Raw genomic sequence first — 14,343 nt, forward strand, 5'->3', positions numbered from 1 at the left:
ACGAATTGTGTAGTTCTGCACGATTGGGGCCAGTATAGCGGATAATCAATTGATAAGTCCAGTGAAAGTTTATGATTGTTGAATATTCATCATGCCTAATAGGAATAAAATGGATTCTCGCCAGGCATGACGATTGGTAAAAGTTCTAGAAAAATTTAGTAAAAATGTTGGTGCTCACGCCGCAGTTAGGTTACAATGAAAGCGGATTCTATTATGGAGGTGCAACATTTATGGAAATTACGAAGAGTGTCGCTGGGACGTTGAACCAGCAAGAAGTCACGAAATACTTACTGACCAACCAGCAGGGGACCCGCGTGGCCGTCCTGACTTGGGGCGCGACCTTACAAGAATTTAGCGTCGTTGAAGATGGTCAGACCCACCAATTGATCGTTAACCTGCCGGACTTAAAGGGCTACGATCACAACCCGTACTACTTATGCCAAGCCCTGGGCCGGGTCGCTGGCCGGATTGCCGGTGCGCAATTTGACCTCGACGGCAAGACCGTCCACCTTGACCAAAACGAAAAGCCTAACGCCAGTCACGGGGGTCCTCACGGCTTTACCTTTGCCAACTGGGACGCTACGACGACGCAGACGGCCGACACGGCTAGCGTGGTCTTGACCCACACGTCTACGGAGGCCGACGACAAGTACCCCGGCACCATGGCGACGACCATTACCTACACGTTGACGGAAGAAAACCGGTTGGACATCACCTTTGACGCCAAGAGTGACGCCGCCACGCTGTTCAACCCGACGATCCACACCTACTTCAACGTCACCGACGGCCAACGCGATTTGGACCATCAGTGGTTGAGATTGTCCGGTGACAAGCGGTTGGTCCTGAACGGTGAAAAGATTCCTACGGGCGAAATGGCCAAGACGGCCGGCACCGGCTACGATTTCAGCAAGCCACGGACCATCAAGGATGGCTTGGACCAGTTGCATCAAACAGGGCAGGTCGAATACGATGATGCCTTCGTCGTGGAACCTAGCAAGGATACGCCAATCGCCACGGTCGGGGATGAAGCTGGCCACCGCGAAGTGCAGGTCTTCTCTGACCGCAATGGGTTAGTGGTCTTCACGGCCAACCCAACGGACGCCAAGCGCGCCGATGCTCGGGACTACAACGCGCTGGCCATGGAGGCCCAGACCTTGCCGGATGCGATTCACCATGAAGACTTCGGCGACGTCATCTTACCCGCTAACCAACCCGTCACGCACTTTATCAGCTACCAGTACGTACGGAAATAAACACCGTCCACGACTGATTGCTGTAATGGCGGTATTCTGACACCTGAAATTGGTGAAACCAGGCGCCTGCGTCAGCCAGGGTTCCGCCTGCTATGGGGAACGCCTGCAGCCTGAGGGGCGGTCTTCCGGCTCGCTTGCAAGCCTGGCACAACTCGCCAGTCTTCCAAGTCGTCCCGCGCTGTAGGCTGAGACGAAACCTCAGCCAACACCGCCGACACAGCTGGCTCCACCCTGGCTGCCTCCGGCAAGGTTGACGGTTATCAGTAACGTTGTGTTAATCAAAGACTAGTCGTCAATGTGCTACTATCTGGGGTTAAGACGACTGTTACCGGCATGCATTACCGTAGCCGGGAGTTCGCCAAATATGGGTTCAGTCGAGGTGTCGAGACCGCCCTATGGCTCGACCCGTCCCAGCGTTTCAGCCCATATTTGGCGAACAGTAAGGCGGCTAGTCCGGATTGTGAAGTTGAAAACGACTATTCTTGACGTCATGAGTCGCATGATCACAGTAGTTCCGGCTGATTTCCGTCTTTCAATCTTCAGCTTTTAAGACGTCTCTGTTTCTAAGACCGGGGAAAAACGCTCGACCTAAGTAACACGCCCCCGGTGGCTAAGTGGGTTAACGATTTGACCGGTGACGGGTGCCCCTGATTTAGTATTGACGGAGAGCATGCTATGATGGGGTGTGGCTGTAGGTCTATTGGTAGCCCGCTTTTTCGGCGAGCAGCGCCCCTCAGAGCAGGCGGTTATCAACAATAAACATAAAAAACAAGGAGAGATTGTACAATGAGTTGGCAAGATAATTATCAAGTTTGGCAACAACAACCAACGATGATTCCTTACATTAAACATGACTTGGATGCCATCGCCAATGACGATAGCGCCAAGCAGGCGGCCTTTAGCGCGCCAATGAGCTTTGGGACGGCCGGGATGCGCGGCGTTATGGGTCCCGGAATTGGACAAATGAACGTCTACACCGTGCGCCAAGCGACCGAAGGGGTGGCCCGGTATTTGGACACCTTGGACGATGCCACCAAGCAACAAGGGGTGGCCATCAGTTTTGACTCTCGCTACCACTCTCGCGAATTTGCGCACGAAGCGGCACACGTCTTGGGTGCGCACCACATCCCCAGCTTTGTCTTCGACGACATGCGGCCGACCCCTGAACTGTCCTTTGCCGTGCGGCACCTGCACACGGCCATGGGCATCATGATCACGGCCAGCCACAACCCGAAGCAATACAATGGCTTTAAGATCTACGGTCCCGATGGCGGGCAAATGCCACCGAAGGCCTCAGACATGATCACGGATTTCGTCCGGTCAGCCAAGGACGTCTTCGCCATTGCCGTCGCCGATGAACAGGCTTTGCGCGCGGACAAGACGTTACAGATCATTGGTGAAAACGTCGACCAACCTTATTTGCAAAATGTTGAGAGCGTCACCATCAACCACGACCTGGTCCAATCCGTGGGGAAGACCATGAAGTTGATCTACACGCCATTGCACGGGACTGGGAAAGTCATCGGTGAACGCGCCTTACGGGGAGCGGGCTTCCAGAACTTTACCATGGTGCCGGAACAAGCCATTGCTGATCCTGAATTTCCAACGGTTCCTTTCCCGAACCCTGAGTTCGCCCAGGCCTTTGACATGGCGATTGCTCTTGGGAAAAAGGAGGGCGCCGACCTGCTAGTCGCCACCGATCCCGATGCTGACCGGTTGGGCGCCGCCGTGCGTCAACCCGATGGCGACTACCAACTGTTGACGGGGAACCAGATTGCCTCGATCTTGTTGGCTTACATCTTAAAGGCCCGCAAGCAAGCTGGCCAACTGCCGGCTAACGGCCGCGTGGTCAAGTCCATCGTATCGACTGAACTGGCCACCAAGATTGCGGCGGCCTATGGCGTGGAAATGAAGAACGTCCTGACCGGCTTCAAGTTTATCGCCGAACAGATTCACGAGTACGAAACGACCGGCGACCACACCTTCCTGTTTGGTTTTGAGGAAAGCTACGGTTACCTGATCAAGCCATTCGTCCGCGACAAGGATGCCATTCAATCCACGGTGCTGTTGGCCGAAGTCGCTGCCGATTACAAGCAACGCGGCATGACGCTTTACGACGGCATTGAAGAACTCTACGCGACCTACGGCTACTTTGCCGAAAAGACCACGTTTGAGGAATTCCCAGGCGTCGATGGAGCCGACCAGATGGCTCATTTGATGAGCGAATTCCGGGAAAATGCGCCACAGTCCTTTGCCGATAGTAAGATTGAAACGGTCGAAGACTTCTCGACTAGCACCAAGACCACGGCCGATGGCACGACCAGCACCATTGATCTGCCACAGTCCAACGTCTTGAAGTACTGGTTGAGCGATGGCACCTGGATCTGCATTCGCCCATCCGGGACCGAACCCAAGGTCAAGTTCTACATTGGGACTAGTGACCAAACGGACGCCGCAGCTCAAAAGCGCTTAGCCGGATACGAAACGGCTTTGAAGCAGTACGTGGATTCCGTTAAGTAATTTAAGAGTGTATTGATTGCAGCCAGTGGGGACATCCTCGCTGACTGCTTTTTGTTTACAAAATTTTTCCAAGGGTCAGTGGCTACACGATAACCGCAAACTCCGGGAACATTCGGGATTTACCAGGACCTTTACTAAATTTTTATCAAGAAAAGACAACCGGTTGCAATCGCTTACAGTTGCGTGATTAAGCGATATTTAGAACTTTATTCACAATGAAAAAGGTTGCATTTATCCGGACAGGTCCTTAGAATAATGACTGTAAAGCGCTTACATTTTAGTTAAAGGCAAGCGTGATTTTACCGAAATTTGTTATTATTCTATTTTTAGAAATCAGAGGTGTTTCCAAATGGCTAAGAATGACAAGATTACGTTGGACCCCGCGAAGTTCGCTGCGGCAGTTTTGGGTGGTAACGCACAGTATCCTGATGAAGAAAATAAGTTGTACATCAAACGGCAACTGACTCTTTATCTGGAAGCCACATTATTGGCACAAGACTTCAACAAGCTGGAAGAATCCCAGTTTGATATGGCTAAGGCACAACAACGGGAAGACGTGTTATCGAAGATCATTGAACGCCGGTATCACTAGACATAACTGGTGGCCGTTAATTGTTAGACAAGTTCCCGTTGAAAGGTGTGGAAGAACACAATGATTAAGCAATATCTCTCATATGCTTTAGGGGCATTCGGACACGATGCCTTCTACGCAACACTTAATACTTATTTTGCTATTTTTGTTACCAGTGCCTTGTTCGTGGGTAAAGGTTCAGCGGCTGAAGCCGGGATCGTTACCACGATGGTTGTGGTTATTCGGTTGATTGAAATCGCCTTTGACCCCATGATTGGGGGGATGGTCGATAATACCGATACCAAGATGGGGAAGTTCAAACCTTGGTTGCTGGCCGGGGCCATTGTCAGTTCCGTCGGCTTGATTCTGATGTTCTCTAGCCTGTTTGGCTTAGCGGACTCCAACACCTCGATTTACTTCCTGGCCTTCGGAATCGTCTTCGTCATCATGGATATCTTCTATTCATTCAAAGATATTTCGTTCTGGTCCATGTTGCCAGCCTTGAGTGTTGATACCAAGGTTCGTAACAAGTTCGGGACGGTCGGTCGTTTCGGTTCTACCTTAGGTTCACAAGGGGTCATCATTGTCGTTACCCCATTGGTTGTTTACTTCTCACAACAATTCTCTGGTACTCACGGCAGTACGCAGACCCGTGCCGGTTGGTTAGGGTTTGCGACAGTTATCGGGCTGGTTTCTCTGTTAGGGGCTTTGGCCACCTTCTTTGGAACCAAGGAACAAAAGAGTCTGATTCGGGAAAACACCGAACGGACCCGGTTCCGCGATGTCTTCAAGGTCATTGGTGAAAATGACCAATTGATGTGGTTAGGGTTGTCTTACCTTCTGTTTGCCTTGAGCTACGTGGTCACGAACTCACTGTTGATTTACTACTTCCGTTACGTCATTGGTAACGCCGGTGCTTACAGTGTCATTGGGGTGGTTACCGCCATTCTGGGGATTCTGTCCGTGCCATTGTTCCCAATCATCGTTTCGAAAATTACGCGGCGTGGAGTTTACGTCGGTGGGATTTGCATGATGTTAGTCGGTTACATTCTGTTCAACTTCGCTGGTGACAGCGCCCTCGTGATGTACATTGCCGATGCCATCTTCTTCTTCCCATACCCTATGATCTTCTTGGCCGCCTTGATGACCATCACCGATAGTGTGGAATACGGGCAATGGAAGAACGGGACACGGAACGAATCCGTCACGTTGTCCGTTCGGCCATTGATCGATAAGTTAGCCGGGGCCTTCTCCACTGGGATCGTGGTTATTGCCGCCGTTCACGCGGGGATGACTGGTAACGCTAAGCCTAGTGACATTACCGCCCACGGAATGTTTATCTTCCACTCTTTCATCTTCTACATGCCAATGATCCTGTTGGTTGTGTCCGCTTTGATCTACCAGTTCAAGGTTACCTTGTCTGAAAAGCGTCACGCACAAATCGTTAAGGAATTGGAAAGCAAGTTGGAAACAGAAAAAGTTGAAGAAGAAGCTGAAGAAAAGGCTGAATCTAACAACTAGTTAAAATTGAGCCTCAGGATAAATGCCTGGGGCTTTTGTGTAGGGTGGGGTGCTTAGATGCCAGGCCAGACTAGTAAGAAAGCGCTTCACAAAATCATTGACAATGCCGCGAAAAGCGACTATGATAACTACAGTAAAGTTTTACTAAAAATTTATTAAGGAGTTAATCGCCATGGATTTCGCCAGCTTAGCAACTGAATACCAAGAAAAATTTGATGTCGCACCACAACGGGTGTTCTTCTCTCCCGGTCGGATCAACTTGATCGGTGAATATACCGACTTCAATGGTGGCCACGTCTTCCCAGCTGCCATCAGCATGGGTACCTACGCCGCTTACTCAGCGCGTGATGACAAGCAGTTCCGGGTTTACTCAGCCAACGTGCCGGATGCCGGGATGTTGACGTTCTCACTGGACCATTTGGAATTTGACAAGGCTGACAACTGGGCCAACTACCTCAAAGGGATGTTGTTCGAGCTGGCTAAGCAAAACTTAACCATCGACCATGGCTTTGACCTCTTCGTCCACGGTAACTTACCAGATGCTTCTGGCTTATCCTCATCCGCTTCCATGGAAATGTTGATGGGCGAGATTCTTCATGCGGCTTACGGCATGAAGTTGGATGAAGTCGAAATGGTTAAGGTGGGCCAACAAGTTGAAAATGATTACTTCGGTTTAAACACCGGGATCATGGACCAATTCGCCATTGGCATGGGTAAGAAAGACCAAGCCATCTTGTTAGACACCAACACCATGGATTACGAATACGCGCCGCTAGAATTGGGCGACAACGTGGTCGTTATCATGAACACCAAGAAGCGGCGGGAACTGACCGACTCCAAGTACAACGAACGGCGGGCCCAATGTGAAGAAGCCTTACGGCGCCTGCAAACGAAATTGGACATCAAGACCTTGGGTGACCTGGACGAAGACCAATTCGACCAAAACGCTTACCTGATCAACGACGAAACCTTGATCAAGCGTGCTCGTCACGCCGTCTTCGAAAACCAACGGACATTGAAGGCCTTCAAGGCACTGCAAAACAATGACCTGGAAAGCTTCGGCCGCTTGGTCAACGCTTCTCACATTTCCTTGAACTACGACTTCGCCGTTACGGGTAAGGAACTGGATACTCTGGTAGAAACCGCATGGCAACAACCAGGTGTCTTGGGTGCCCGGATGACGGGTGCCGGCTTCGGTGGCTGTGCCATTGCCATCGTGAAGAAGGAAAACGTCAAGGACTTTGAAGAAAAGGTCGGCAAGGTCTACGAAGAAACTATCGGCCACAAGGCAGAATTCTACGTCGCTGAAATCGCGGACGGTCCTAAGGAATTAACAAAATAGAGTGGTACGCAGGGCGACTAGTCGGCGAGCATTAACGTCGTCAAGCCAGGAAGCCTGGTTTTGGATTCTTGGTTTGACGGGGTTAAGCGGAACCGGCTGCCCGGTAGTGGCACGTTTCAGTAAGAGTGGTACGCAGGGCGGTTAGGTAGCGAGCATTAACGTCACTAAGCCGGAAATCCCGGTTTTGGATTTCTGGTTTAGTGGGGTTAAGCGGAACTGCCTGCCCGGTAGTGGCACGTTTCAATAGAGTGGTACGCAGGGCGGTTAGGTAGCGAGCATTAACGTCACCAGTCGCCCGGCCTTAACAACAAGAATCAACCAGTTTAAACTGATATTGCGGCGCCGTGCGTAAGCGGTCCGCGATGTTACATAATTGAGGAGGAATTGATCAATGACAGTTTTAGTCTTAGGTGGTGCCGGTTACATCGGTTCTCACGCCGTCGATCGTTTGGTACAAAAGGGTTATGACGTTGCCGTTGTCGACAACTTGGTCACGGGACACCGGGCCGCAGTGAACCCCAAGGCGCGTTTCTACGAAGGCGATGTTCGGGATCAAAAGTTCTTGAACGACGTCTTTGATAAGGAAGATATCGAAGGGGTCATTCACTTCGCTGCCTTCTCCGTGGTTCCAGAATCCATGGAAAAGCCATTGAAGTACTTCGACAACAACACGGCCGGCATGGTTTCCTTGCTGGAAGTCATGAACAAGCACAATGTTAAGCGCATCGTCTTCTCATCGACGGCCGCAACTTATGGCGAACCTAAACAGATTCCAATCAAGGAAACGGATCCGCAAATTCCAACCAACCCTTATGGTGAAAGTAAGTTAATGATGGAAAAGATCATGCACTGGTCCGACCAAGCTTACGGCATCAAGTTTGTGGCCTTGCGCTACTTCAACGTTGCCGGTGCGAAGGAAGACGGGAGCATTGGTGAAGACCACCATCCCGAAACCCACTTGGTCCCAATTATCTTGCAAGTCGCTGCTGGCGAACGCAAGGAATTGTCGATCTTCGGTGACGATTACCCCACCAAGGACGGTACCAACGTGCGGGACTACGTACACGTCGTTGATTTAGCCGACGCCCACATTTTGGCCTTAGAATACCTGAAGGCTGGTCATGACAGTAACGCCTTCAACCTCGGGTCTTCAACCGGGTTCTCCAACAAGGAAATGCTGGAAGCCGCTCGCAAGGTCACAGGCAAGGAAATCCCTGCCAAGATGGCCCCACGGCGGGCTGGTGACCCAAGCACGTTGATTGCCGCAAGTGACAAGGCTCGCGAAGTCTTGAACTGGCAACCACAATTTGACAACGTGGAAGACATTATTCGCACAGCCTGGAACTGGAAGCAAACGCATCCACAAGGCTACAATGATCGGGAGACGAAGTAAACATGGCTAAAGACACAATTCAAACTTTCATTGATCACGTCGTTGCCTCCCCAGCCCCTTACACGGAGCTGGACCGGCAGTACGTCACGAACCGCATCTTTGCCTTGATTGGCGATGGGGTAGCTCGGGCGGCTGCCTCCGATGAACCGATCGATCTGGTCAATGCCATGATCGAAACGGCGGTCGCTAACGGCAAGATTGAAGACTCACCAAGTCCCAAGGAAATCTTGGAAGCCGACTTGATGAATTTCATGACGCCACTGCCATCCGCAGTGAACCGCGGCTTTTGGGATCGGTATCAAGCCAGTCCCAGCAAGGCGACGGATTGGTTCTATCAATTAAGCCAAGCCAACAACTACATTAAGACGCGTAACATTGCCAAGAATGTGGTCTTTCCGGCGCAGACACCAGCTGGTGAATTAGAAATTACCATCAACCTGTCGAAGCCTGAAAAGGACCCCAAGGCGATTGCCGCTGCGTTGAAGAGCAAGAGTACCAGTTACCCGTTGGATCAGTTATGCATGACCAACGAGGGGTACGAAGGCCGCTTGGGGTATCCCGCCCGCAGCAATCACCGGATCATTCGGATGACGCTGGGCGGCGAGACCTGGGGCTTCCAATATTCCCCGTACGCTTACTTCTCCGAACACGCCATCTTCTTGGCCAAGGAACACCGACCAATGATCATCAACCAGCATACGTTTACCAACCTGTTGGAAATCGTTCGGACGCTGCCAACGTACTTCGTCGGCAGTAACGCTGATTTGCCAATCGTGGGTGGGTCCATGTTGACACATGACCACTACCAAGGTGGCAAGCACACCTTCCCAATGATGAAGGCACCCATCGACCGCGAGATTGACTTGGGCGTTGCCGGCGTCACGGCGGGGGTCGTGGCTTGGCCAATGACCGATATTCGGCTGACCGGGAGTCAACCGGAACCACTGATCAATGCTGCTACCAAGGTGTTGAACAGCTGGATCGGCTATTCCGATGAATCCGTTGACGTGCGCGCCTACACCGGGGACACCCGGCACCACACGATTACGCCAATCGCGTACCGTGACGGTGAGGACTACGTCTTGGATCTGGTCTTGCGAGACAACCAGACGTCGAAGCAGTACCCCGATGGCATTTTCCATCCGCATCAGGATGTCCAACACATCAAGAAGGAAAACATTGGGTTGATTGAAGTCATGGGCCGTGCGATTTTACCAGCCCGACTGAAGGCAGAAATGGCCGAAGTCACCAAGTACTTGTTGGATCAGCCCAATGAGATTGCGGACATGCACAAGGCCTGGGCCGATGAGATCAAGCAAAACCACCAGTTGACGCCAGAGAACGTCACTGAGGTCTTGCACCAAGAAATCGGTAACGTCTTCGCTAGAGTTCTGGCCGACGCCGGGGTCTTCAAGCGAGACGCAACGGGCCAAGCGGCCTTGGACAAGTTTATTGCCCAAATTTAACCTGAATGAAAGCTTCTGGTCCATGGGGTTGTCGTGGCTGGGGATGGCAATCGCCGTGCCCAGCGGCAGCAACCCCATGTGACGTATTATGCTAAAATAAGATGAAGGGGGTGATGGCAATCGCAGCCACGCTAAAGGATATTGCCAATTCTGTGGGGGTTTCGCTAGCGACGGTGTCACGGGTCTTGAACTATGACCGGACGCTATCCGTGAGTGAAGCGACCCGCAAACAGATTTTTGAGGTTGCTGAAGAGCTGAATTACACGAAGATGAAACGGCGCACGGCGACACCGAGCAAGCAGTTGAAGATTGCCATCGTCCAGTGGTATTCGAAAACCAAAGAACTGGATGATCTGTACTACATGTCGATTCGGTTGGGCTTAGAAAAGCGCTGTGAGGAACGACGCATCTTAGCGACCCGGACCTTTCAAAATGACCTGTCCGCCATTGACCCAGACGTCGACGCCATTGTGGCCATCGGTAAATTCAGTGATCAACAGGTCAGCGCGCTGGCCCAGTTGACGCCGAACCTGGTCTTTGTGGACCAAGATCAGCTGTGTCACGGCTACGACAGTGTGGTCACGGACTTCCGGTTCGCCGTGGAACAAGTGATTGATTTCTACGCCAAGCAGGGTCATGACCAGATTGGCCTGTTGTACGGTTCCGAATGGACCACGGACGGTAAATTAGAAGTCACGGATCCCCGCTACAAGGCTTTCAAACGGGAAATGACGGCGCGGCAAGCCTTCAATCCCGACTTGACCTTTGCCGGTGATTACACGAATCACTCCGGGTATCAGGAAATGCAAACGGCGATTGCCCAGTTGGGGAATCAGCTACCGAGCGCATTTTTCGTCACCAATGATCCCATGGCCGCGGGGGCTCTCAAGGCACTGCACGAAAACGACATTGACGTGCCACAACGGGTGAGTCTCTTTAGCTTCAATGACACCACGATTGCCAAGTACGTGTTCCCAGAGTTGAGCAGTGTGCACGTGAACACGGAACTGCTGGGCGCAACGGCGGTGGACTTGGTCGAAAACCGTTTGCAGACTGGTCGGACTACACCACAGTTGGTTACTGTGGGGACTGAGCTGATGTTGCGCGAGAGCACGCGCGAGTCATAACGATGAAGTGAATGAGCGACAGTGTCAGGTTGAGGCCGGCCGCCTACCGTTCGCCCAATCCGGGCTGAGACGGTCGAAAAGCGGTCTCGATAATGCGTGAATTGCACGCTTAGTGACGGCGTTATGGACGAATTAAATTTGAGTTGACAGAGAGTCTGGACTGCAGGTCCGGGCTTTTTTGTATTGGGGGTACAGCTACTTTCTCATATCCGGCCAATAAAGTCAATGGTGTTAATTATATAAATAAAATTATATCAACCAACCACTTCACGGCATGCCACAATCCCCCTCAGCGGCGCCCCTGGCCCTGATCTCTCTAGTCCAGGCAAGCACCCGCATTAGGAACGACTAAGCGACTCACGGCTTGTCAGAGCCAGTGGCGGGCTGTTTGACGGCAGGGAAGCCCAGTCTTAACCACTAGAAGTAGTGACTGTTAGAAGCGACCCCCTAGATATGGGGGTGACCATGCAAAATTGGAGCGGTTGGGTCACTGACCGACCAGACTTAAAATTTTTTAATTTCACCCGCGGCTGGTTCACCAACTTGATTGGCCAGGACTGCGGGTAGTTTACTACCGCCGGGTGTCGGTGGTTTGTCTCGGCTGGTTGACGCGTTCTGGCGGGAAACGGCTGAATTGTCCAATTACAATTAATTGGGCGGACGAAAAAAGTTGCATTTTGGCTCAGATTTGCTATTAACGGCTGGCCGGAAAATGTCTAGGGACAATTCAATTTAACCATATATTGTATTTGCCTGGCGAATGCGCTACTATATCTGGTATAGACTTTATGGACAGGAGAGATTGCTATGATGAACGTAGAAACCGCTGCGCCAGTACGGCTGACGCCAGAATTTATCGCCAAAACAGAAAATGAGGTAACACCACATTGGGGTGAACTCGGCTGGGTGACCTATAAGCGGACCTACGCTCGCTGGCTCCCGGATCAACAACGCAATGAAGAATGGCCGGAAACGGTCCAACGGGTGGTCGAAGGCAATATCAATTTGGACCCTCGGCTACAGGCCAAGGATGTGGATCCGCAAGTTATCGCCGATCTGACCCAAGAAGCGCAAAAATTATTCCGCTTGATCTACGGCCTGGCCGCAACGCCTTCTGGCCGGAACCTGTGGATCTCCGGGACCGACTATCAACATCGTAATGGGGATGCCTTGAACAACTGCTGGTTCATCGCCGTGCGGCCGCAACCATACGGAGATAGCCATATCGTTCCCAGCTATCTCAAGCCCCAACAGGTCGCTGCTTCCATGCCATTTTCCTTCATGTTCGACCAATTAATGAAGGGTGGCGGTGTCGGCTTCTCCGTGACGCCAGACAACGTGAGCCAAATGCCAGAAGTTGACAACGCCGTGGACCTGACGGTGGTCATCGATGCCGAAAGCGAGTCCTACGACGCGTCCGTCAAATTGGGTGCCGTGGATCGCTCGGAATGGATGCACAGCCACTCCCTGGCCGATGCGCGCTACTACCGCTTGCCGGATACGCGTGAGGGCTGGGTCTTGGCCAACGCCAACATGATCGATGCGCACTTTGACAGCACCAACCCCGACGGCAAGACCAAGGTCGTCTTGGATATCAGCGACATTCGGCCCAAGGATGCACCCATCCACGGCTTCGGGGGGACGGCTTCTGGTCCTATGCCATTGGTTGAAATGCTCTTTGACATCAACACCATCTTGAACGACGCGGTCGGCCGCAAGTTGACCGCCGTGGACTGCACGGATATGGGCAACATGATCGGTAAGACTGTCGTGGCCGGCAACGTGCGCCGTTCCGCTGAATTAGCGCTGGGTGGTGCCGAAGACGATGACTTTATTACCATGAAGCAAGACAAGGACAAGCTTTACCATCATCGGTGGGCGTCCAACAACAGTGTGGCCGTGGATAGTGCGTTTACTGACTACCAGCCCATCGCCGACTCTATCCAACACAACGGGGAACCCGGCATTGTCAATTTGGGTCTGTCCCGCGACTACGGCCGCTTGATCGATGGCCGTCAAGAAGGCATTGATGAGGCCGTTGAAGGGACCAATCCGTGTGGGGAAATTTCCTTGAGCAACGGGGAACCTTGCAACCTATTTGAAATCTTCCCGAGCGTGGCCGAAGAACAGGGCTGGCAACTCGAGGACGCCTTTGGCTTGGGCGCCCGGTACACCAAGCGAGTCACGTTTAGCCACTACGACTGGGAAGTCTCTCGTAACGCCATTCAAAAGAATCGGCGGATCGGCGTTTCTATGTCCGGGATTCAAGACTGGATCTTAAAGACCTTCAAACAACGCGTGGTCACGGGCTTTGAAGCCAAGCACGATGCGGAAACGGGCAAGACGTTCATGGCACCAATCTACAATCAGGCGGCCGTTCAGCGGTTCAGTGCGCTGTACGATGCCGTGGTGCAGGCCGATAAGGAGTACTCTGACACGCTGGGGTGCCAACCGTCCATCAAGCACACGACGGTCAAGCCTTCCGGGACAGTGGCCAAGTTGGCCGGCGTTTCCGAGGGGATGCACTTCCACTACGCCCGTTACCTGATTCAACGGATTCGTTTCCAGGACAGCGATCCCTTGTTGCCAGCTCTGGAGGCTAGTGGCTACAAGGTCGAACCCGACGTCTACAGCCAAAACACGATGTGCGTGGAATTCCCAGTGAAGGCCGCTCACGCCGACAACGCTGCTTTTGCGTCCGCCGGGGAAGTGTCGATCGCTGAACAATTTGCGACCCAAGCCTTCCTGCAAACGTACTGGTCCGACAACGCGGTCAGCTGCACCATCACCTTCCAACCAGAAGAGGGCGACCAAATCAGCGACCTGTTGCTCCAATACCGCAACACCATCAAGTCCACGTCCCTGTTGCCATACAGTGGCGCCGACTTCAAGCAAGCACCGAAGGAACCCATCACGGCCGATACCTACGCCGCCAAGCGCGCAGAAATCACCGCTGACGTCGCCGAAACGTTTGCGGCCATGACCGGTAACCATGACCAAAAGGACATCGAGCTGGTCGACCAATCCGACTGTGCCGGTGGCGCCTGCCCAATCCGGTAAAAATTAAATCACTATTTTTTGAAGCATTGATTGTACCTGGTCAATGCTTCTTGTATTATCAAAGTGTAAGCGAAATCATTTAACGAAGGT

Annotated in this window: 9 protein-coding genes; all 9 read left to right on the plus strand. The window is 52.3% G+C overall.

The annotated features are described in order from the left end of the window. Positions 1–230: 230 nt before the first annotated feature. The 9 genes from LKH74_RS07075 (at position 231) to nrdJ (ending at position 14,253) form a co-directional block, all read left to right on the plus strand. The gene (locus tag LKH74_RS07075; protein ID WP_287708082.1) at positions 231–1,253 is read left to right on the plus strand and encodes an aldose epimerase family protein; all 1,023 of its coding nucleotides are present in this window, start codon (positions 231–233) and stop codon (positions 1,251–1,253) included. Positions 1,254–2,039: 786 nt separating this feature from the next. Continuing rightward, complete coding sequence (locus LKH74_RS07080; protein WP_287708083.1) at positions 2,040–3,773, plus strand: phospho-sugar mutase; 1,734 nt, start codon at positions 2,040–2,042, stop codon at positions 3,771–3,773. A gap of 349 nt (positions 3,774–4,122) precedes the next feature. Next, positions 4,123–4,365, plus strand: coding sequence for a hypothetical protein (locus tag LKH74_RS07085; protein WP_125574986.1), 243 nt, complete (start codon positions 4,123–4,125; stop codon positions 4,363–4,365). A gap of 60 nt (positions 4,366–4,425) precedes the next feature. Continuing rightward, on the plus strand, positions 4,426–5,865 hold the full coding sequence (locus LKH74_RS07090) for a glycoside-pentoside-hexuronide (GPH):cation symporter (protein ID WP_135366855.1): 1,440 nt from the start codon (positions 4,426–4,428) through the stop codon (positions 5,863–5,865). Between the two features lie 172 nt (positions 5,866–6,037). Then, positions 6,038–7,207 carry a galactokinase gene (locus tag LKH74_RS07095; protein ID WP_135366854.1) on the plus strand — a complete coding sequence of 390 codons (1,170 nt, stop codon included), beginning with the start codon at positions 6,038–6,040 and terminating at the stop codon, positions 7,205–7,207. A gap of 391 nt (positions 7,208–7,598) precedes the next feature. Continuing rightward, positions 7,599–8,600 carry a UDP-glucose 4-epimerase GalE gene (gene galE, locus LKH74_RS07100; protein ID WP_135366853.1) on the plus strand — a complete coding sequence of 334 codons (1,002 nt, stop codon included), beginning with the start codon at positions 7,599–7,601 and terminating at the stop codon, positions 8,598–8,600. A gap of 2 nt (positions 8,601–8,602) precedes the next feature. Then, the gene (locus tag LKH74_RS07105) at positions 8,603–10,066 is read left to right on the plus strand and encodes a UDP-glucose--hexose-1-phosphate uridylyltransferase (protein ID WP_287708085.1); all 1,464 of its coding nucleotides are present in this window, start codon (positions 8,603–8,605) and stop codon (positions 10,064–10,066) included. Between the two features lie 113 nt (positions 10,067–10,179). Next, entirely contained in the window at positions 10,180–11,193 is a 1,014-nt protein-coding gene (locus LKH74_RS07110) for a LacI family DNA-binding transcriptional regulator (protein ID WP_287708086.1), read from the plus strand. A gap of 810 nt (positions 11,194–12,003) precedes the next feature. Continuing rightward, positions 12,004–14,253 (plus strand): ribonucleoside-triphosphate reductase, adenosylcobalamin-dependent, encoded by a 2,250-nt coding sequence (nrdJ, locus tag LKH74_RS07115; protein ID WP_135367055.1) that lies wholly within the window; start codon positions 12,004–12,006, stop codon positions 14,251–14,253. The last annotated feature ends 90 nt before the right edge of the window (positions 14,254–14,343 follow it).

This window comes from Levilactobacillus sp. (assembly GCF_022646225.1).
Classification (GTDB): Bacteria; Bacillota; Bacilli; order Lactobacillales; family Lactobacillaceae; genus Levilactobacillus; species Levilactobacillus suantsaiihabitans.

Excerpts from the sequence above, each read along its gene's own strand:
- LKH74_RS07075 (WP_287708082.1), top strand. The coding sequence starts at position 231 with ATGGAAATTACGAAGAGTGTCGCTGGGACGTTGAACCAGCAAGAAGTC.
- galE (WP_135366853.1), top strand. The coding sequence starts at position 7,599 with ATGACAGTTTTAGTCTTAGGTGGTGCCGGTTACATCGGTTCTCACGCC.
- LKH74_RS07080 (WP_287708083.1), top strand. The coding sequence starts at position 2,040 with ATGAGTTGGCAAGATAATTATCAAGTTTGGCAACAACAACCAACGATG.
- LKH74_RS07085 (WP_125574986.1), top strand. The coding sequence starts at position 4,123 with ATGGCTAAGAATGACAAGATTACGTTGGACCCCGCGAAGTTCGCTGCG.
- LKH74_RS07090 (WP_135366855.1), top strand. The coding sequence starts at position 4,426 with ATGATTAAGCAATATCTCTCATATGCTTTAGGGGCATTCGGACACGAT.
- LKH74_RS07105 (WP_287708085.1), top strand. The coding sequence starts at position 8,603 with ATGGCTAAAGACACAATTCAAACTTTCATTGATCACGTCGTTGCCTCC.
- LKH74_RS07095 (WP_135366854.1), top strand. The coding sequence starts at position 6,038 with ATGGATTTCGCCAGCTTAGCAACTGAATACCAAGAAAAATTTGATGTC.
- LKH74_RS07110 (WP_287708086.1), top strand. The coding sequence starts at position 10,180 with ATGGCAATCGCAGCCACGCTAAAGGATATTGCCAATTCTGTGGGGGTT.
- nrdJ (WP_135367055.1), top strand. The coding sequence starts at position 12,004 with ATGAACGTAGAAACCGCTGCGCCAGTACGGCTGACGCCAGAATTTATC.